Below are 19,814 nucleotides of genomic sequence, written 5' to 3'. Positions count from 1 at the left end.
TCCAAAGATCAAGGGTGTTTCGGGTCTTCGGCAAGTGCCGAAACGGCAACGATTTCAATGCCGCGCATGGCGGCCTCCTCACTCCATTTGCTGATGGCATCGACGCTCTCGTCGAAGGCGGAGGCAACGCCGATCGCGGAGCCGTTGCGGCGGGCGATGCGCTCGAGTTCATCGAGCTTCCTGAGGATTGCGTCCTGCTGCAGCTCTCCGTCGAGCTGGACATCGGCAAAAGCATGCGGCACGTCCAGCGTCTTGGCGAGCGTTCCGGATTTCGATTGCGCGGACGAGCCGTCATCCAGGAACAGCAGGCCGCGCTTGCCGATATCGCGCAGCACAGGCTCCATGGCGCCGGGATTGGCGAGGAAGCGGCCGCCGAGATAGTTCATGACGCCGGTATAATTGGTGATCTTGCCCATCGCCTTGTGCAGGCTGTCGATATTCTTCGCCGATGACAGCGAGGTCAGCAGCGTATCCGGGCCGGGATTGTTGCTGGGATAGTCGAAGGGCTCGAAGGGCACCTGGATGAGGATCTCGTGGCCGCCGCGCCTTGCGTCCTGCATCCAGCGCTGCAGGCTGTTGCCGCTGGCGGCGAAGGCGAGCGTGATTTCCTCCGGCAGCTTCTCGATGGCGCGCTGCGTGCCGGTCTGGCTGAGGCCGAGGCCGCTGACGACGATGGCGACGCGGGTGCCGCGGGCACCGGACCAGGGCCGGGCATATTGATCCATCGGCCTCAGCCCGTTCGGTCCGATAATCGGCAGTTTGCCGAAGGGAGAATCTTCCAGCAGGCTATCGTTCGGGGTTGCCGCCATGCGCGGGTCCTGGCCCACCTGATTGGCGTTGATCAATACCGGGCCGCTGCCGTCGCGGTTGGTGGGGCTGAACATGGTGACGACCGAGCCATCGCCGGTGACGATGCGCGTGGTATTGGCGCCGGATTGCGGATCGACCTGCGCCAAGCCTGCCTGCCCGGTTGCGGCCGGCTTTGTTTCGACCGGCGGCGGCGGATCTTCCTTCTTTGCCGTCTCGACCGGCTGGGTTTTTTGAAGGTCGTCGCGCAGCAGCGCCGAGTAGAGAGAAAAGCCTGCGATCGCGATCAGACAGAAGCCGCCGAGGATGCGTCCAACGGGAAATGAGCGCCGGCGGCGGCCGGGGCCGCGATTCTGTCCCAACGGTGCATGCAGATCCGTTCCCAAAGTTCCAATCCACCCCAAGCGGAAAATTGTATCGGCCTCGAGCATAGCGCTCGCGGCGAAGCGGAAAAACGCCCCGCTTTATTGCTTTTTACGCATTCCCCACGGAAAAGCGCCGCGCAGTTTTCCCGGAAATGCTCCGAAGCATCGACGAAACCATTTTGAACATGGCCGAACGCATTCGGCAGCGGAGAGCGGAATGACAGGCGCTATCCCGCTCCCTCCTTATGAAAGCGCCGGGTCTGTTTCCAGCCCGGCGCCATCTCCTTACTTGGAGGAAACCGCCTTTTCGGGGTTCGGCGGGAAGGCCGGGTCCGTCTTGGCGCCGCGCAGCAGGTCGAGTGCGTAGTTCAGCTGGATATCGTCCTTCGGGTCCGGCGGTACGTAAGCCGACGAGCCGGAGCCCTTGTCGGTCTCGCTCTGGCCCTTGATGTGGCCCGGCAGGCTGGATTCGCCCTCGGACGTCAGCTTGCCCTTCAGATCGTCTGGCAGTGGCTGGTCGACCTTGATGTCGGGCGTGATACCCGTGCCCTGGATCGAACGGCCCGATGGCGTGTAGTAGAGCGCCGTCGTCAGACGCAGCGCGCCATTGCCATCACCCAGCGGGATGATCGTCTGGACGGAACCCTTGCCGAAGGACTGGGTGCCGAGGACAGTGGCGCGACGCAGATCCTGCAGGGCGCCTGCGACGATTTCCGAAGCCGAAGCCGAACCGCCGTTGATGAGAACGATGATCGGCTTACCGTCAGCCAGATCGCCGGGGGTAGCGTTGAAGCGGCGGGTTTCATCCGGGTTGCGGCCGCGGGTCGAAACGATTTCGCCACGCTCGAGCACGTCGTCGGCAACGTTGATCGCCTGATCGAGCAGGCCGCCCGGGTTGAGACGCAGGTCGAGGACATAGCCCTTCAGCTTGTCGGCGGGGATGTCCTTCTTGATCTTAGCGATCGCGGCTTCGAGGTCCGGCGTCGTCTTTTCCGTGAAGGAGATGATGCGGATATAGCCGACATCGCCGCCTTCCTCGCGCGACTTGACGGCGGCAACGGCGATGACGTCACGGATGACGGTGACTTCGATCGGCTTGTCGACGCCCTTACGCATCAAGGTGAGCTTGATCGGCGTCTTGACCGGGCCGCGCATCTTCTCGACGGCGTCCTCCAGCTTCAGGCCGCGAACGGACTGGCCGTCGATCGCGGTGATATAGTCGCCGGCAAGCACGCCGGCCTTGGCGGCGGGCGTATCGTCGATCGGGGTGATGACCTTGACGAGGTCGTTGTCCATCGTCACTTCGATGCCGAGACCGCCGAACTCACCCTTGGTCTGGGTGCGCATGTCTTCGGCGTCCTTGGCGTTCATGTAGCTCGAATGCGGGTCCAGCGAAGACAGCATGCCGTTGATGGCGGCTTCGATGAGCTTGTCTTCCTGCGGCGGCGTCACATACTGCGCGCGGACGCGCTCAAAGACGTCGCCGAAAATCGACAACTCCTTATAGGTGGAAGTGCCAGCGGCTTCCGCCGGCGCTACCGCCGAGTAGATAGCGCCCATCGCGGTCGCACCCATCAATGCGCCGACGAGAACAAGAGAAGCCCTACGTATCATTGCGTGCCTTTCCAGTGTCTTTGGAGGTCCACCAGGGCCGAGAATCGACTGGTTTTCCATCTTTTCGAAATTCAATGTAAAGCGTTGGCCGGTCTGTTTCCAGCGCCAATGCGGTCGCGCTCGCGACTCTTTTTTGGCCCATTGTGGCAAGTGGCTCGCCAGCGAAGACAAATCTGCCGGGGCGCGTCTTGATCGCGTCCATGCCCGACAGCACCATGTGATAGCCGTCGCCCGTGTCCAGGATGATCATCTGTCCGTAGCTGCGAAACGCGCCGGCATAGACGACCGTGCCGTCGGCGGGAGCCGTGACGAGCGCATCCGCCCCGGTCGCGACGGTCAATCCCATCGCGGTGTGGCCGGTACCGTCGTCGTCGCCGAATTGGCGGAGAATATCGCCCGCCACGGGCAGCTCCAACTTTTTCTTTAGGTCTGAAAACGGATATGCGGGCGTAATGCGGTTTTTATCGGGCACACCGTTCTCGGCAAGGGCTTTCGCCTGCTCGCGCTGCTGTTCGGTCATCTGCGCCCGGCGCGCCTCTTCCGCCCGCGCCGCAGCGGCGGCGTCTCGCACAGAGCCGATCTGGCTTTCGAGAGAGGCGACCAGGCCTTCCAGGCTGGTCGCCTGGCCTGCCAGCTCCTCCGCGCGCTTGCGCTCCGTCTCGAGCCGAGCGGTATTTTCCTCGCTGTGCTTGTCGTTTTCGGCAATCAGCAGGTCCATGCGCCGCTCCTCCTCCAGACTGTTGGTCATGGTGGTGGTGAAGCTGGCCTTCTCGGCGGCGGCGGCGGTCTGCAGCTTGCCGAGATCCGTGAGGTCGGCGATGAGCTTGTCCGTCTCCTTGCGCATTCCGGGCACGACGGCGCCGAGAAGAATGGCGCTGCGCACCGAGGCGAGCGCATCGTCCGGCGTCACCAGCAGGGCTGGCGGCGGATTGCGCCCCATGCGCTCCAGCGCGCCGAGAACCTCGGCCAGCAAGGCGCGGCGATCGTGCAGCGAGGCGCGAATCTTGTCTTCCTTGACGGCGAGGTCCGTCAGTGTCTTCTCGCTCTGCTGGATCTTGCGATCCAAATCCTTGCGGCGAGCGGCGCTGTCGATCAGCGCCTGGCGCAGGCTGGCGCTGCTCTTGTCGAGCGAGGCTATGCTGTCCTCCAGCTCCTTCGTCTTGTCGGAGGAGAGGCTGATCGTCTTTGAAAGCGCATCGAGTTGCGTGCGGGTTTCATCACGCTTGCGGGCAAGGTCTGCCGTCGGGTCGGGTGCCTGTTGCGCCGGTGTCGACGCCGTCGCCGGAGCGCGATCGTCGGGCGCTTGCGGCGCGATGTCATCAGCTTCCTGCGCGACAGCCACGTCCTTCAGGGAGAAAGGGCCTGCCACATAGGCGCCCATGCCGAGAGCGGCCGCCAAAGCTGGCAGCACGAGACGCGAAAGCATGGGTGGGGCTTTTCTCATCCAGTCGGTTCGGCCCTGGTCCCTTCGGATCGCGCGAAAATAAGCTGATTTGCCGCGATCAGCTAGGAAGCATCGTCATTTTCAGGGCGGGAATCAAAACACGCCTGTGTGAGCGTTTCGTTAACGCAAAAAGACCGAAAGCCAAACTGTTTTCGAAGTCGGGATGAGACGGTCACACCCGATGGTAGGGGTGGCCGGAGAGAATGGTGACGGCGCGGTAGAGCTGTTCGGCAATGAGAATGCGCACGAGCTGGTGCGGCCAGGTCAGCTTGCCCAGGCAAATGGTCATGTCAGCCTTGTCGTAAAGCGACGGGTCCAGGCCGTCGGCGCCGCCGATGGCGATCGTCAGATCGCGCTTGCCCTGATCGCGGTATGTCCCGAGCATGGCGGCGAAGGCTTCGCTGTCGAGCGCCTTGCCGCGCTCGTCGAGAAGAATAAGGACGCCGCCTTCGGGATGCGCCTTTTGCAGGAGGCCCGCTTCTTCGCGCTTGCGGGTCTCGCTATTGGAGGCGCGGCTTTCCGCAACCTCGGTCATGCGCGCCATTTCCAGGCCGATGGCCGGCCCGGCCTTGGCGAAACGGTCGAGATAGCGAGCCGCAAGATCCTTTTCAGGGCCGGCCTTCAGCCGTCCCACCGCAAAAAGACCTATCCGCATTCCCGCTCCCAAGCATACCCGCCATGATGGCGGCACAAAACAAAACCCTTGCCGGACGGTCATGTCCGGCGATCCAGAGCTGCCAACCGGGGCCGGGAACGGCGCCCTTAGAGCATTTTCGCATTCCGGACGGAAAACCGCTGCGCACTTTTCCTCGAAATGCTTTAGCTTGGCTAGTGCAGCGTGCCTTCGTCGAGATCGGGTGCTGCCCACATCTTTTCGATGTTGTAGAACTCGCGGATCTCGGGTCGGAAGACATGAATGATAATGTCGCCGGTGTCGATCAACACCCAGTCGCCGGCATCCAGACCTTCGACGCGGGCATTGCCGAAGCCCTCGTCCTTGAGATCGGTCATGAGATGGTCGGCAATCGCCAGGACATGACGACTCGAGCGGGCGGAGACGACGACCATGTAGTCTCCCAGCGCGGACTTGCCAGCAATGTCGATGGTGACGATATTTTCGGCCTTGGAGTCCTCGAGGCTTACGAGGACGGCTTGCAGGGCGCGGGCAGCGGCATCGACGCCACGTTCCGTGCTCTTCGGGATAACGACAGGCGTTCTTCCCTTGGCGTGTACTGTTGTCAGTGCTCTTCCTTCCTTGAGTAACAGAACAGGCACATATGCGATCTGAGTCGATCACATGATAAAGATAGGCATCAAAGCATAAAGGTTTCAAGACGCAGACAGCGATCTCCAGGCAGCAAAGACGAGGATTTGTGTGCCGATGGGGTTCTTTCGCACCAGATATGGGGAAATATTCACATTGAGAGCCAAAATCAGCCGTCCGGGCTCACTCCGTCGACAAGGACGAGATTGCGGCTGAGGGCCTGATCGCGAACCTCGAGAGCACGTGCATATTCCGGCGAACGATACCAGGCTCCCGCCCGTTCCAGATCCGGAAACTCCACGATCACGATCGCTTGCGGCGACCAATCGCCCTCCAGTCGTTCGATCGGGCCACCGCGGACGAGATAATGCCCGCCATAATGGACGATGGAGGCGGCCGCGCGGGTCCGGTAGGTCTGGAAGGCTTCGGCATCTCTGACGGTGACATCGGAAATGATATAGGCCGGCATTGCGTCTCCAATCCGCCGTGAAGATCCAAGGCTTGGCGCGCGATCCTTATTGAGTGTGCGAACGTGCTTTCAAATTGAAGAACAGATAGGCCTGCGCTACCGCCTGTCCATTTCCCGCCGGCATGTACAGCCGCACGCAGGCCGCGTATACACTATGCAGACCTCAAACGTTACAGATGCCATGACAGATGCTCCCCAGCCACCGTTGAAGCCCATCCTCCGCATCAGCTTTTCGGGACAGGACCGGCTCGGGCGCGGCAAGATGGAACTTCTCGAACATATTCAGGAGACCGGCTCGATCTCGGCTGCCGGCCGCGCCATGGATATGTCTTATCGTCGGGCATGGCTGCTGATCAGCGAATTGAACCACATGTTCCGCGAGCCGGTGGTGGAATCGCAGCGCGGCGGCCAGAAGGGCGGCGGAGCGGCACTCACCCCTTTCGGCGAGGAACTGCTGCGGCGCTTCCGCGGCATGGAAACGACCCTGCGCACGGCGATAGCCGACGATCTGAACTGGCTTGAGGTCAATCGCAACCCGGCGGACACCGCTGCTCCCAAGAAAGCCTGAGCCGTCAGAGCCTTTTCGCCAATTGCGAAAACGCTCTATGCTTTTGCCTTTACGCAATTCCGGACGGAAAACCGCCAGGCACTTTTCCTGGAATTGCTTTAATGCTCCAGCGCCACCGTCTTGATGACCGCATGGATCGGCAGGCCGACGCGCAACCCCAGCCGCTCGGCCGAAAATTGCGTGATGCGGGCGGTGACGACGTCGCCGCCGCAATCGACCCTGACTTCGGCGGTACCGTCGGCAGCCGTGCCGATCCCCAGCACTTCTCCATCGAGAATATTGAGGGCGCTGAGGCCTTCTGGCCTAGTTGTCGCCAGCATGACGTCGCGGGCGGGAATGTGGACACGCACGGTCTTGCCGATGGCGGCCGCCTGACCCGGCACGATGAGTTTTGCCGCCTTCAGGGCGACGACGGTCAGATGGTGCCGCTCGTCCATCGATTCCACGCGGCCTTCCAGCAGCACGCCGGCTTCGCGACGGTCGGCCGCCAGCGGACCGGATAGCTGGCTGAAGATGTCGACGGCGGCACCGATGGTCTCGATCTTGCCGTCGCGCATGACAACGACGCGGTTGGCGAGCCGCGCTACTTCGGCGATGGAGTGGCTGACATAGATGATCGGTATTTTCGTCTCGTCGCGCAGCCGTTCGAGATAGGGAAGGATTTCCGCCTTGCGGGCTTCATCGAGTGCGGCGAGCGGCTCGTCCATCAATAGCAGCCGCGGCGAGGACAGCAGAGCGCGGCCGATCGCGACGCGTTGCTTTTCGCCGCCAGAAAGCTTGGCTGGTTGCCGGTCGAGCAGGGCGGAAATGCCGAGGAGATCGACGACACCATCGAAGCTTTCGCTGCGCTGGTTTTTAGGAGCGAACCAGCGGCCGTAATTGAGGTTCTGGCGCACGGACAGATGTGGGAACAGGCGCGCTTCCTGGAAGACATAACCGAAGCGGCGGCGATGGCGGGGAACGAAGATCTGCTTGCCGGTATCGGCAAGCACGGTGTCGTCAAGGCTGACCCGGCCGTGATCGGGGCGGGTGAGGCCGGCAATGATGCGGACGATCGAGGTCTTGCCCGATCCCGAGCGGCCAAAAAGGGCCGTGACGCCACCCTCGGAGGTGAACGTGGCCTCGAGCGAAAACGCGCCGAGACGATGGCGGATATCGACGGAGAGCGTCATTCGAAATCCACCCTCCTGCCGGCGAGATAGGCGAGAAATTCCGAGGCAAGCAAGGCTGCCATGGAAATGACGATGGCGATGACGGTCAGCCGCATGGCGCCGGCATCGCCGCCGGGCACCTGGGTGAAGGTGTAGATCGCCGCTGACAATGTCTGGGTCTCGCCCGGAATATTGGAAACGAAGGTGATGGTGGCGCCGAATTCACCCATGGCCTTGGCGAAGGAGAGAATCATCCCGGCGATGACACCGGGCAAGATCAGCGGCAGGGTTATTGTCATAAAGGTCCAGATGGGGCTGGCGCCAAGCGTTCCCGCCGCCTCCTCCAGCTTGCGGTCGACGGCCTCAATCGACAGGCGGATGCTTCGAACCATCAGCGGAAAGCCCATGACGCCACAGGCAAGCGCCGCGCCCGTCCAGCGGAACGAAAAGACGATACCAAGATACTGATCGAGCAAAGAGCCGATCGGCCCCTTGCGGCCGAAGAGAATGAGAAGGATGAAGCCGGTGACGACAGGCGGCAGGATCAGCGGCAGGTGAATGAGGCCGTTGAGGATCGACTTGCCCCAGAAACGGCCGCGTGCCAGCAGATATGCAGCGCCGATGCCGAAGGGCAGGCTTACCAGCATGGCGACGATGGAGACGCGCAGGCTCAGCTCGATGGCCGTCCATTCGTCGCTGCTCAAACCCAATGCTTCCAAGCCCTGCCCCTTGAAACATCTCAGGCTCGCCACGATCGGCGAGCCTGATATCGAACCTCATGCCTGATCTGCGGTGATGACGCTCACTGCTTCAGGATGGTGAAGCCCTCATGCTCGAAGAAGGGAACAGCTTTAGCCGATTTCAAATAGTCAAAATAGGCTTGTACGTCCGGGTTCTTGCTGCTGGCAGTGATGGCGATCGGGTAGACGATCGGCGGGTGGCTGTCGGCCGGGAAGGTGCCGACGACGGCAACGCCCGGATCGGCCGAGACGTCGGTCTGATAGACGATGCCATAGGGGGCTTCGCCGCGCGAAACGAGCGCGAGCGCCGCGCGCACGCTTTCGGCGCCGGCGACCTTTTTTTCGACCGATGACCAGATGCCGAGCTTTTCCAGCGCGCTCTTGCCGTATTTGCCCGCTGGCACCGATTCCGGCTGGCCGATGGCCAGGCGGCCGTCGCCGAGCAGGGCTGACAGATCCAGGCCGTGCTTGATCTCGACCGGCTTGGCCTTGTCCTTGGCGGCAACGAGAACGAGCTTGTTGCCGAGCAGGTTCACGCGGCTCTCGTCCTTGATCAGCTTCTTGCCGGCGACATAGTCCATCCAGTTGGTGTCGGCGGAGATGAAGACATCGGCGGGCGCGCCGTTCTCAAGCTGCTTTGCAAGCGGTCCGCTCGCGGCATAGGAGACGGTAACCTCCTTGCCGGTTTCCTTGGTAAAGGCCGCGTCGGCATTGTCGAGCGCATTTTTCATGCTGGCGGCGGCAAAGACGACGATCTTGTCGGCGGCAAGCGCCGGTGTCGGAATGGCCGAGAGGCCGAGCCATGCGGCTGACACCGCGGCAGTTGCAAGCTTGATCCATTGGCGTCGGCTGGTGGTCATCTTATTTCTCCCCAAAGATGTCGACATGCTCCGACAGATATAACGACGCGAGAGGCTTGGCTAGGGATGTGTTTGCAAAAATATAGCGCGATATTGCAGCGTAAACCTACGAATTCTATGGATTTTCCGCAGCACAATGCATATGACGGATCTTGGACATTGCAAAAATGCATGACTGGATTCGCCCAGGAGATTGGCGAACGCTCACGAAGTGAGGCGCAACGTTACGAACCGTGCGGTTGCGGGCTTTTGTTGCACCCACTCAATTTCGATATCGAAAATCAAAGAGCCGAGAATCTGCAAAAGAAGCGTTTTTTGGGCAGTAAATTTTCATAGTTATGCTTTCAGTGCATTGCTGCATTGCGCAATCAGCCATTTATCAATCGGTTAAATCTGCTAAAACATAATCATCGAGACGGCGATCTCCTCCTCCCAATGCCGTCCGATATGGATCAGCAACTCTCCTCCTCCCAGTTGCTGATCAGGTTCAAAAGCCCGACGCATCCTCCTCCCGCGTCGGGCTTTTTATTTTCCCTGATTTTCCCAAAAGCCTGGCGGAATTATTGAGCGGCGCGCAAGGCGGTCGAGCTCAGCGTCGAACGCGGTCCGTGGATGAAAGTCCAGGCCGGCGCGCGCTTCTTCCAGAGCACGCGGGCATCGTCCTCGTCCACGCGCGCGTAATGGAATGTCTTGGCCATCTTGGCCGAGAGATAGGATAGCGTCGATCCCGGCCGGTCGATGACGGCGATCGGGAAGGTGCGCGCGATTTCTTCCCATTTCTGCCAGCGATGGAACGTGTTCAGGCTGTCGGCGCCCATGATCCAGATGAAGTGGACCTGACTGTTGCGCGCCTTCACATGCGCCAGCGTGTTGGCGGTGTAGCTCATACCCAGCGTCTGCTCGAAGGCCGTCACCTTGATGCGCGGATTGTGGAGGAGCTGTTCGCTCAGCGTGATGCGCTCGGCAAGCGGCGCCAGATGATTTCGGCTCTTCAGCGGGTTGCCCGGCGTCACCATCCACCAGAGCTGATCGAGGCTAAGCCGGCGGATAGCGATCTCGGCGACGAGTGCATGGCCTTCATGCGGCGGGTTGAACGAGCCGCCGAAAAGACCGACCACCATGCCGCGCTCGGCATGGGGCATGCGCAGATAGCGTTGATCGACCTCTTCTTTCAGCACATCAGGCCCGTATCTGTCCGGTGCCGCGCACGCGATATTTGAAGGAGGTGAGCTGCTCGACGCCGACCGGCCCGCGCGCATGCATCTTGCCGGTGGCGATGCCGATTTCCGCGCCCATGCCGAATTCACCGCCATCGGCAAATTGCGTCGAGGCATTGTGCAGCAGGATCGCCGAATCGATCTCCGTAAAGAAGCGTTCGACAACAGCCGGGTCCTCGGCGATCACTGCCTCCGTATGGTTCGACGAATATCTGTCGATATGGGCGATCGCGCCTGAAATGCCGTCGACCAGCGCCACCGAGATGATCGCGGCCAGATATTCCGTCGTCCAGTCTTCTTCCGTTGCCGCCTTCAGGCCGGGAGCGAGTGCGAGCACATCGGCGGAGCCGCGGATTTCGCAGCCCGCCGCGGCAAGGCCGTCGAGCAGCGGCTTCAGATGGGTGGACGCAACCTTCTTGTCGACCAGCAGCGTTTCGGCGGCGCCGCAGATGCCCGTGCGGCGCATCTTGGCGTTGACGACGATGGATTTCGCCATGTCGAGATCGGCCGAAGCGTCGATATAGATGTGGCAGAGGCCCTCAAGGTGGGCAAAGACCGGCACGCGCGCCTCGGTCTGCACACGGCCGACGAGGCTCTTGCCGCCGCGCGGCACAATCACGTCGATATTGCCTTCCAGGCCGCGTAGCATGGCGCCGACGGCGGCGCGGTCGCTGACGGGCACGAGCTGGATTGAATGTTCGGGCAGGCCGGCGGCCTTCAAGCCTTCCACGAGGCAATCATGAATGGCCTGCGACGAGCGGCGCGAATCGCTGCCGCAGCGGAGGATCACGGCATTGCCGGCCTTCAGGCACAGCGCGCCGGCATCGGCCGTCACGTTCGGCCGGCTTTCGAAGATCACGCCGATGACGCCCAGCGGCGTGCGTGTGCGCTCGATCTTCAACCCGTTCGGGCGATCCCAGGCGGCGATGACCTCGCCCACCGGATCAGCGAGGGCGGCAATGGCGCGGATGCCTTCGGCCATCTCGGCGACGCGCTTGTCGTTCAGCGTCAGGCGGTCGACGAAGGAGGCGAGCATGTCCGTGCCCTCGACATCCTTCAAATCCTTGGCGTTCTCGGCCAGGATATGATCCCTATGGGCAAGAATGGCATCCGCCATCGCATTCAACGCCTTGTTCTTGCTCTCTGTCGAAGCAAAGGCCAACGGTCGCGACGCAGCCCGGGCCTTGCGGCCGATATCGTTCATCAGCGCATCGATGTCGGGGTTTTGTGCGACAGTATCAAGCATGAGCTTCATCCTTCTTCAATGTCTCGGCGTTCGTCTTGACGGACGCGGTCATGACGAGGTCGTCGCGGTGCACCATGGCGGCGCGGCCGGCATAGCCGAGGATCGCCTCGATCTCCGCCGACTTGCGGCCGGTGATCTGGCGGGCTTCCTCGGCATCATAGCCGGCAAGGCCACGGGCGATTTCACGCCCGGAGGGTCCGATGACGGCAACCGTGTCGCCGCGGCCGAAATGGCCGACGACGCTGCGCACGCCGGCGGGCAGCAGGCTTTTTCCGGCACCAAGCGCCGTGACGGCACCATCGTCGACATGCAATTCGCCGGCCGGCTGCAGTTGTCCGGCAATCCAGGTCTTGCGGGCTGTTACGGGCGTGCCCGACGGCGCGAACCAGGAGGAGCGGGCGCCGTTTTCAATTGATTTCAATGGCCGGTCGGTCTTGCCCGAGGCGATAATCATGGCGCAGCCGGCGCCGGTGGCGATCTTGCCGGCATCGATCTTGGTGCGCATGCCGCCGCGCGACAGTTCCGAGGCCGCACCACCGGCCATGGCTTCGATCTCGGGCGTGATCTCGGCGATGGTTTCCAGGAACTTGGCTTGCGGATCGAGATGCGGCGGAGCGGTGTAAAGCCCGTCAATGTCTGACAATAGCACCAGAAGGTCGGCGCCGGTCATGGTGGCGACGCGGGCGGCGAGGCGATCATTGTCGCCATAGCGAATTTCGCTTGTCGCGACCGTGTCGTTCTCGTTGATGATCGGCACGGCGCCGATCTTCAGAAGCTGGTTGATGGTGGCGCGGGCGTTGAGGTAACGGCGGCGCTCTTCCGTGTCGCCGAGCGTCAACAGGATCTGGCCGGCGACGATATCGTCATGCGACAGGCTTTCCGACCAGGCGCGGGCAAGCGAAATCTGCCCGACGGCCGCCGCCGCCTGGCTTTCTTCCAGCTTCAGCGCGCCGGAGGGAAGATCGAGCACGGAGCGTCCGAGCGCGATCGCACCCGAGGAGACGACCAGAACGTCGATGCCCTTGGCCTTCAGAGCGGCGATATCGGCGCACATGCCGTCGAGCCAGGATTTCTTCAAGCCGGTCTTGCGATCGACCAGAAGGGCGGAGCCGATCTTGATGACGATGCGGCGGTAGCGGTCGAGCGGCTTGCGGGCTGTCATCCCTGCTGGTCCTCGTCGTCACCACGGCGCTCATCCGCATCGTCGGAACTCTGCAGGTCGCGATGGCGCACCTTTGGTGCCTTTGCCAGCCTGCCGGCTTCGCCCATATTGGCCTCGACGATCACATCACGCAATGCGCGCAGCACTTCGGTCATGCCGCGGCCGGTGATGGCGGAAATCTGGAAGGGTGTCTTGCCGCAAGCCCGCGCCAGTTCCCGTGTCTTCTTCTTCAGCGTTTCCTCGTCCACCACATCGATCTGCGACAGCGCGACGATTTCAGGCTTGTCGGGGATGCTGTTGCCGTAGGCCTCAAGCTCGTGCTTCACGGTCTTGTAGGCCTTGCCGACCTTCTCTTCCTGCGCGGAGACCAGATGCAGCAGCACGCGGGTGCGCTCGACATGGCCGAGGAAGCGATCGCCGATACCGACGCCTTCATGCGCGCCTTCGATCAGGCCGGGAATGTCGGCCAGGATGAATTCCTGGCCGTCGATGGTGGCAACGCCGAGATTGGGATGCAGCGTCGTGAACGGATAGTTGGCGATCTTCGGCCGGGCACGGCTGACGGCGGCGAGGAAAGTCGACTTTCCTGCATTCGGCAGGCCGACGAGGCCGGCATCGGCGATCAGCTTCAGCCGCAGCCAGATGGTCTTTTCTTCGCCAGGCAGGCCGGGATTGGCCCAATCCGGCGCCTGATTGACCGAGGATTTGAAATAGGCGTTGCCGAAACCGCCATTGCCACCCGGCGCCAGGCGGAAGCGCTGGCCTTCCTGGGTGATGTCGCAGATCAGGGTTTCCCCGTCCTCTTCGAAGATCTGTGTTCCCACAGGCACCTTCAGCGTCACGTCCTCACCCTTGGCGCCGGCGCGGTTTCTGCCCATGCCATGCGTGCCGATGGTCGCCTTGAAATGCTGCTGATAGCGGAAGTCGATCAGCGTGTTGAGGCCGTTGACGGCCTCGACCCAGACGTCGCCGCCACGGCCGCCATCACCGCCATCCGGTCCGCCGAACTCGATGAACTTTTCGCGCCGGAAGGAGACGCTGCCCGCGCCGCCATCGCCTGAGCGAATATAAACTTTTGCTTCATCGAGAAATTTCATCTTATGTCCGTTACTCGGTGTCGGCGCATATCCCTTCGGATCGAATGGGAATCACAAAAGCCTATGCGCTCTTTTCAATGGCAGCCGCTCCTTGCGCATCCAAAGGACGCATCGGGCGACCGTTGCCCGTCATGTCGCCTTCGATATAGGCGCTTCGGGCTGAGGTCAAAGAATATCGCGCGGTCCCATCGCCATAAAGGGGCGGAACTTTACGATTGGCATGATGGTCATCGCCGGTGGGCCGGCGATGACCGGTTTTCAAAAGCTCAAGCCGCCTGCGTGAGCCGCAGCGCACCCGGCTTCAGCATGGTTTCGATGTGCGGAACCATGGTGTTGCGGGCGAAGCTGTAGATCTCCGAGCAACCGGTGATCTCGAAGCCGAGCCTCTGCTGCAGCTTCAGCGACGCCGGATTGTCGGCGAAGGCGCCGGAGTGGATGGCGACTTCGGGCATGCGGCGGGCAAAACGCTCAAGCGCAGCCTTGACCGCTTCGGTCATGATGCCTTGCCGCCAGTAGAAGCGGTTCAGCCAATAACCGAGGTGCCAGCGGCCATGGCGGAGCTCGATGCCGACGCTGCCGATATGGGCATCATCCCGTTCGGTGATGGCCAGTTCCCAATCGGCGCCGAGGCCGGAGGTGTGCTCGATCAGCCAGTCGAGCGCATCCTGCCGGTCATAGGGCGCGGGGACGCGGGCCAGCATGCGGGTGACGGCGAAATCCGAAAGCGATTCCGCAATCATCTCGGCGTCGCTGAGCCGGTGCGGGCGCAGCGTCAGTCGGCCGGTCTGGATGACCGGCGTCGGGCCGGGCGTCAGGACCCTTGCATCGCGACGGGTGAGAGCGAGAGCGTTCATCTCATGCCTCCCCAGCTGCGCAAGGATATCCAGGTCTTGCGATCGAGCCTGTACCATTCGACCGGCACGGTGCTGCCGAGCGCCAGCGACGCGGCAAGGCCGGAGCCCTGGAACTGGAAGCCGCACTTCTGGACGACGCGCCTCGATGCGACGTTCATGACCCGGCAACGGGCGTCGATCTGGGCAACGTTTTCGCGCGTGCGGAAGACCATGTCGACAAGCGCATGCGCGGCCTCGGTCGTATAGCCCTGGTTCCAGTGGGGTTCGCCCAGCCAGTAACCGATCTCGACCGTGTCCGGATCGCTGGTGGGCTCAACCCCGCAGCAACCGAGAAAGGCGCCGTTGTCGGCTTTGGTGATCGCATAGACGCACTTGCCAATCTCGCCGAGCTTCGTGCGTCGCACGAAATCGGCGGCATCATTGGTCGTGTACGGATGCGGCATGCGCGATACCATAGTGGCGACATTGGCGTTGTTGGCGAGATGGGCAAGGGCGTCGATGTCTTCTTCGTGGGGCGCGCGCAGAACGAGCCTTTCCGACAGTAAGACGGGGCAATCGGTCCTTAACCTATCCGGCCTCAGCCGTTCTTCGGGAGACCTTGATTGGTCTTCCCTTAACAATTCGCCTTGCATGGTTCAGTCCTCCTTGGTTGAGGGTAAAGAAAAAGGGGAGATGGCGCCCCATCTCCCCTTTTTTCTTGACTGAACCTTGTAGCGTCAGCCGGGTCGATGAGACGCCGGCTGTTTTAGAGCGCTACCGGCTTATTCCGCTGCTTCCGCTTTCGGCATTACAGACACGTACACGCGGCCATTGGCCTTCGTACGGTAGTTCACGTTGCCCGCGGTAAGCGCAAAAATCGTGTGATCCTTGCCGAGGCCAACGTTGGAACCCGGGTGCCACTGCGTGCCGCGCTGACGCACGATAATGTTGCCTGCGATGACGGCTTCGCCGCCGAACTTCTTCACGCCAAGGCGCTTGGATTCGGAATCGCGACCGTTGCGCGAGGAACCGCCAGCTTTTTTGTGTGCCATTGGAGTTCTCCTTTAAACCCTGATCCCGTTACTTACTTGGCAGCCACGATGTCCGTGATACGGACAACAGTGTGGTGCTGGCGATGGCCGCGCGAACGCTTCGAGTTCTGACGACGGCGCTTCTTGAAGGCGATGACCTTCTTGCCGCGGTTGTGCTCGACCACTTCGGCCTTGACGGAAGCGCCCTTGACGAAGGGAGCACCAATCGCAGCGTCGGCGCCTTCGCCGATAACGAGGACTTCGGTGAATTCTACGGTGCCGCCGGCGGTGACTTCGAGCTTCTCGATGGTCAGCACGTCGTTTGCTGCCACTCGGTACTGCTTACCGCCGGTCTTGATGACTGCGAACATTTTTTATCCTTTCATGTTCGTTCCGGCTCTCTCGCCTTGATGGACGAGCGGCCGTCTTTTTATCAGTCGAAACTTAGCAGGGATTCCAAAGGTTTGAGGCCCTCAAGAAGATCTGCCGGTGAAACCCTGCGCGAAGCAGGGCTGGCAAGGCGCGGACTTATCCACACCTATTGCGCCGCACGGGATATATAAGCGTCCCTGATCTGTCAAGGCAAAAGGATGAAAAGCTTTCATATTCGCCCTTGCCATCCCCCCCGTCTCTCGCTATGAGACAGCCCGCGCCTGACAGCGCCGACCAGCATAACCGGAGAGGTGGCAGAGTGGTCGAATGCACCGCACTCGAAATGCGGCATGCCTGCAAGGGCATCGTGGGTTCAAATCCCACCCTCTCCGCCATTTTGATTTCACTCCCCGCCACTTATCCCGCAAATCCTTGGATTTCCACATAAAGTCTCCGGTTGCCTGCGGCCTTACCGGGAGCAGAAAACATGCGGGTATCGCGCGGGGTACAGCTTGGGGTATCGCTTGAACCATCGAATCGCAGCACTGAAATCTCGACGCCGGGAAAGGCACGCGGGCCAGGACCCTATCTTGTCAGATCAAGGTCCGTTTACATCTTCCAGATAAAGATGCCGAAGGAGCTGGGAGGTGGACGTACTCCTCCGCCCGTTCGACTGAGTCTGGGTCCGTGTTCCCATCGCCGGGCAAGGCTGCTTGCCGATCTGTTGGCTGCACGAGCAAGACTGTTGTTCGACACGATGAGGATGCGAAATATGAGCGAACCCGGAAAGGGCGCAAGGGATAACGACCCGGAGACGAGTCCGGAGGCTTCCGCCGAAGCTCTCATCGAGATGCGCGGTGAACTGAAAGCCTATCTGCGGATCATCAATCAGCCCGATCCACCGTTCACCCCGGAGGAGTTGCAGAAGACTGCCGGGATACGCGATCTGGTCGGTTTACATCGGGAGCTTCGAAAGCAGGAGTACGGCGAGCCATACAACGAGCTCATCGTCAGCAATGCCGAACTGCTGGAGCAAACGGCCCTTGCGAAGCTAGGTCAGACCGCCCGCTCATCGGTTGCCCCTGCCGCCATCGTTCATAACCCTGCCGTTTCGCTTCCGCCCGTGATCGAGACGCCGCCGCAGGTGGCACGCGACGAGAGCGGCAAGTTGATTCCTGCCTTCAAACTCGATCGCAGGACCGCGGCGCGAAAGTCGTCAACCCTGCCGCGCCTTAGCGAAATCATGGACGAGTACCTTGAGAAGCGAAAGCTCAAGAGTGGCCCGAAAGGCGCCAAGGACATCAAGACGGCCCGCGCCAGGCTCGACGTCTTCATCGAACTGATCGGCGACCACCCCGTCGATACATATAATCTCACCGATCTCCAGGCCTTCATCGATCTCATGCAGTTTTGGCCCGGAGACAACAATCTGCGTGATCCCTCGATGTCGGCCATGCAGATCATCGACGGCAATCGTAACCTTCACCTGCAGCCGCTGACCCTCAAATCGCTTCAGGAAGGCTATGTAGCTGTCGTGAAGGCTGCCATCCGTTCTTTGATGACAGCCGGAGAATATCCTGACCCGTTTTCGGGACCGAGACTCGTCTACCCATCGACCGCTGCGGCAGCGGTCAAATCCGAGCCGTTGGCGACAAGCAAGATCAGCCAGGTGTTCAGCACCGGGGTGGCTTCCGGGTTGATGGAGGACGCCATGTTGCCGCTGCTCGGCCATTTAACCGGTCGCCGCATCGGCCTTCTCATTCATCTGACTGGAAACGATTTTCGGGAGAAGTTCACGGGTGTCTGGGTGGCGCAGCTTGCTAGCGTGAAGAAGATCGACGGGGTCTGGGTTTCCACTCCACACAAGACCGACGCCAGCACAAGTTACTTCGTTCTGCACCAGTTCCTGAGCGAGATTGGATTTGTCGAATGGGCGGTTCGGCAGAAAGGCCGCTTCCTGTTTCCGAATCTTATGGGGCTTGCCGACCCCAGCAAAAGCGCATCCTCCTATATGAACCGCCTGTTCGAACGCGCGGGTATTAAGCCGAAGAACAAGAAGGGCGAGGATCGGGAGGGCGGCGGCAAGGAGGTGTTCCACTCGCTGCGTGGAGGCAACATCGACGATATGCGCGATGCCAAGATTGAAGGTCGCGACAGGCGCATGCAGTCCGGCCATCAGGTCGGGAGTGACGAGCACGACAACTATGGCTTCATGAATCTGGGCGAGCGGCAGGCGCGGCAGATCGCCGAGCTTCCGCTCGATCCCGGAATCGATTTTTCGGTCTTCCGGGGGCTAGATTTTGATAGGATCGCCCGGAAAAGGCGAACGTCTGGACCTTCTCGCAAAAAGTAGGCCGATTGACTGTGGAAAGCCGACGGCCGTCGTGGAGAATCGTCGGCTCTTGGTGATCTCTCAATTGTTATTGCGGAACGATGTTCTGACGAGAGAAGAGGCGCAGCCGCAGGCTTGCTCTCCCGGACGGATGCTACTTGATCACGCGCAGACCCCTCGGGCGTGTAGGCGCCGAACCAAGCACGTCCGTTATGTCATAGAATTCAGGCAGCTCGGACTCATTCATCGTCAGAATCTGAGCAAGTTCGGAGATTGTATAACCCAGGTTCTCGATGTGAATTCGAAGCAGGCTGTGTACGATCGTCGGCTCCTCCGGCGGAAAATCTAGCTCTGGAGGTTCGGACGTTCGGATACCTGCCATTGAAAACTGCTGCCACAGGTAATTTTTTTGAGCCATCGAGAGCTTCCCAGCGCGATCAGCAGCGAATACCAGACTTGCCATCGAAACCTTCCAAACGCGTTTCAGCGCGGCGAGTTTTGGCAGGTCCACACGACCGGCACCGAAGTCGGACGCTACGTCCTTCGTCGGTACGAGGAAGCAAGAGGCAAACTCATTTGCCTCTTGCTCCATCGTTGGCGTCGGGAACTGATGCATGACGATATGAGCCAGTTCATGGCTCAAGGTAAAACGCATTCGGTCAGCGGGCTGATCACGATTGAGAACAATCAATGGGGGCAGACCTGGAACCCGGAAGGTCACGCCAGATATCGACGAACCACCCATCGGCGAATGCACGACAATGAGGCCTGCCTCTTCCAGGATTGCCGTAAGATTTGGGATCGGACCAGATGGGAGCATCCAGTGCGCGCGCAAAAGTCCCGCAATTTTGGCCGCGCTGCCGTATTGCTCCATGTCGAGTTGAGGGATTGACCGAATAGGGTTGATGTCTGTCGATTCCAGCAACCGGCGAAGGTGCATCACGCGTACGTTCAATTCGGCGATCACGGCGTCCATCTCGCCCGCAGTGACCTCCGCCTTCTTTCGCCACATGGGGTGAACGGAAACTGGCGCACCGTATATCCGGTCAGTCAACGCGAAAAATTCAACGGGCACATTGAAAGCGTCAGCAGCCTTGCTGAGAAGCTCCGCCGACGGTTCCTTGGCGTCGTTTTCGATACGAGAGAGGTCAGCCGGCGAGACGCCCAACTTCTTGGCCGCCTCGTTTTGCCGTGTAGCTCTTCTCTGCCTAGCGAGTCGGAGCATAGCTCCCGTATGTGGCA

At 61.0% G+C, this 19,814-nt stretch carries 20 protein-coding genes and 1 tRNA gene; 3 read left to right on the top strand and 18 right to left on the bottom strand.

The window, feature by feature from the left end:
* Positions 1-8: 8 nt before the first annotated feature.
* The 6 genes from ACIQWP_RS25680 to ACIQWP_RS25655 all read right to left on the bottom strand — a co-directional run bounded on the left by ACIQWP_RS25680 (position 9) and on the right by ACIQWP_RS25655 (position 5,963).
* Complete coding sequence (locus ACIQWP_RS25680; RefSeq protein ID WP_402793633.1) at positions 9-1,193, bottom strand: divergent polysaccharide deacetylase family protein; 1,185 nt, start codon at positions 1,191-1,193, stop codon at positions 9-11.
* A 264-nt stretch (positions 1,194-1,457) separates the two neighbouring features.
* Positions 1,458-2,786 (bottom strand): S41 family peptidase, encoded by a 1,329-nt coding sequence (locus ACIQWP_RS25675; RefSeq protein ID WP_402793631.1) that lies wholly within the window; start codon positions 2,784-2,786, stop codon positions 1,458-1,460.
* Entirely contained in the window at positions 2,776-4,212 is a 1,437-nt protein-coding gene (locus ACIQWP_RS25670) for a murein hydrolase activator EnvC family protein (protein WP_402793629.1), read from the bottom strand. The genes ACIQWP_RS25675 and ACIQWP_RS25670 overlap by 11 nt, the downstream gene beginning before the upstream one ends.
* Positions 4,213-4,402: 190 nt before the next feature.
* Complete coding sequence (gene rlmH / locus ACIQWP_RS25665; RefSeq protein WP_402793627.1) at positions 4,403-4,885, bottom strand: 23S rRNA (pseudouridine(1915)-N(3))-methyltransferase RlmH; 483 nt, start codon at positions 4,883-4,885, stop codon at positions 4,403-4,405.
* A 173-nt stretch (positions 4,886-5,058) separates the two neighbouring features.
* A complete protein-coding gene (gene rsfS / locus ACIQWP_RS25660) occupies positions 5,059-5,505 on the bottom strand; it encodes a ribosome silencing factor (RefSeq protein ID WP_402793625.1) in 447 nt (148 codons plus the stop codon).
* 158 nt (positions 5,506-5,663) lie between these two features.
* Positions 5,664-5,963 carry a DUF1330 domain-containing protein gene (locus ACIQWP_RS25655; protein ID WP_402793623.1) on the bottom strand — a complete coding sequence of 100 codons (300 nt, stop codon included), beginning with the start codon at positions 5,961-5,963 and terminating at the stop codon, positions 5,664-5,666.
* Between the two features lie 181 nt (positions 5,964-6,144).
* On the opposite strand from ACIQWP_RS25655, the gene ACIQWP_RS25650 reads away from it, so the two are divergent.
* Entirely contained in the window at positions 6,145-6,531 is a 387-nt protein-coding gene (locus ACIQWP_RS25650) for a winged helix-turn-helix domain-containing protein (RefSeq protein ID WP_402793622.1), read from the top strand.
* A 98-nt stretch (positions 6,532-6,629) separates the two neighbouring features.
* On the opposite strand, the gene modC is transcribed toward ACIQWP_RS25650, so the two are convergent.
* The 11 genes from modC to rplU form a co-directional block, all read right to left on the bottom strand.
* The gene (gene modC, locus ACIQWP_RS25645; RefSeq protein WP_402793620.1) at positions 6,630-7,703 is read right to left on the bottom strand and encodes a molybdenum ABC transporter ATP-binding protein; all 1,074 of its coding nucleotides are present in this window, start codon (positions 7,701-7,703) and stop codon (positions 6,630-6,632) included.
* Positions 7,700-8,401 carry a molybdate ABC transporter permease subunit gene (modB, locus tag ACIQWP_RS25640; protein ID WP_402793618.1) on the bottom strand — a complete coding sequence of 234 codons (702 nt, stop codon included), beginning with the start codon at positions 8,399-8,401 and terminating at the stop codon, positions 7,700-7,702. The genes modC and modB overlap by 4 nt, the downstream gene beginning before the upstream one ends.
* An 83-nt stretch (positions 8,402-8,484) precedes the next feature.
* Positions 8,485-9,282, bottom strand: a complete 798-nt coding sequence (gene modA / locus ACIQWP_RS25635) for a molybdate ABC transporter substrate-binding protein (RefSeq protein ID WP_402793616.1) — start codon at positions 9,280-9,282, stop codon at positions 8,485-8,487.
* 560 nt (positions 9,283-9,842) lie between these two features.
* Entirely contained in the window at positions 9,843-10,424 is a 582-nt protein-coding gene (locus ACIQWP_RS25630) for a nicotinate-nucleotide adenylyltransferase (RefSeq protein WP_402793805.1), read from the bottom strand.
* A 37-nt stretch (positions 10,425-10,461) separates the two neighbouring features.
* Entirely contained in the window at positions 10,462-11,745 is a 1,284-nt protein-coding gene (locus tag ACIQWP_RS25625; protein ID WP_402793614.1) for a glutamate-5-semialdehyde dehydrogenase, read from the bottom strand.
* Positions 11,738-12,907 (bottom strand): glutamate 5-kinase, encoded by a 1,170-nt coding sequence (gene proB / locus ACIQWP_RS25620; RefSeq protein WP_402793612.1) that lies wholly within the window; start codon positions 12,905-12,907, stop codon positions 11,738-11,740. The genes ACIQWP_RS25625 and proB overlap by 8 nt, the downstream gene beginning before the upstream one ends.
* Positions 12,904-14,004 (bottom strand): GTPase ObgE, encoded by a 1,101-nt coding sequence (gene obgE / locus ACIQWP_RS25615; RefSeq protein ID WP_402793610.1) that lies wholly within the window; start codon positions 14,002-14,004, stop codon positions 12,904-12,906. The genes proB and obgE overlap by 4 nt, the downstream gene beginning before the upstream one ends.
* A 266-nt stretch (positions 14,005-14,270) precedes the next feature.
* Positions 14,271-14,858 carry a GNAT family N-acetyltransferase gene (locus ACIQWP_RS25610; protein WP_402793608.1) on the bottom strand — a complete coding sequence of 196 codons (588 nt, stop codon included), beginning with the start codon at positions 14,856-14,858 and terminating at the stop codon, positions 14,271-14,273.
* Positions 14,855-15,490, bottom strand: a complete 636-nt coding sequence (locus tag ACIQWP_RS25605) for a GNAT family N-acetyltransferase (RefSeq protein WP_402793606.1) — start codon at positions 15,488-15,490, stop codon at positions 14,855-14,857. The genes ACIQWP_RS25610 and ACIQWP_RS25605 overlap by 4 nt, the downstream gene beginning before the upstream one ends.
* Before the next feature lie 129 nt (positions 15,491-15,619).
* A complete protein-coding gene (gene rpmA / locus ACIQWP_RS25600) occupies positions 15,620-15,889 on the bottom strand; it encodes a 50S ribosomal protein L27 (protein ID WP_004127267.1) in 270 nt (89 codons plus the stop codon).
* A 32-nt stretch (positions 15,890-15,921) separates the two neighbouring features.
* A complete protein-coding gene (rplU, locus tag ACIQWP_RS25595; RefSeq protein ID WP_004127263.1) occupies positions 15,922-16,239 on the bottom strand; it encodes a 50S ribosomal protein L21 in 318 nt (105 codons plus the stop codon).
* A 306-nt stretch (positions 16,240-16,545) separates the two neighbouring features.
* Between rplU and ACIQWP_RS25590 the strand changes: the two genes are divergently transcribed.
* Both ACIQWP_RS25590 and ACIQWP_RS25585 read left to right on the top strand, forming a co-directional pair.
* Positions 16,546-16,635, top strand: a tRNA-Ser gene (locus tag ACIQWP_RS25590).
* Between the two features lie 377 nt (positions 16,636-17,012).
* Positions 17,013-18,593 (top strand): hypothetical protein, encoded by a 1,581-nt coding sequence (locus ACIQWP_RS25585; RefSeq protein ID WP_402793602.1) that lies wholly within the window; start codon positions 17,013-17,015, stop codon positions 18,591-18,593.
* A gap of 133 nt (positions 18,594-18,726) precedes the next feature.
* Here the strand turns inward: ACIQWP_RS25585 and ACIQWP_RS25580 are convergent, their stop codons facing one another.
* Entirely contained in the window at positions 18,727-19,797 is a 1,071-nt protein-coding gene (locus ACIQWP_RS25580) for an ImmA/IrrE family metallo-endopeptidase (protein ID WP_402793803.1), read from the bottom strand.
* Between the last annotated feature and the right edge of the window lie 17 nt (positions 19,798-19,814).

Origin of the sequence: Rhizobium sp. NPDC090279, assembly GCF_044769665.1 — a bacterium.
Lineage (GTDB): Bacteria > Pseudomonadota > Alphaproteobacteria > Rhizobiales > Rhizobiaceae > Rhizobium.
Note: the sequence above shows the minus strand (reverse complement) of the source record. Positions and strands in the feature narration are given on the sequence as shown.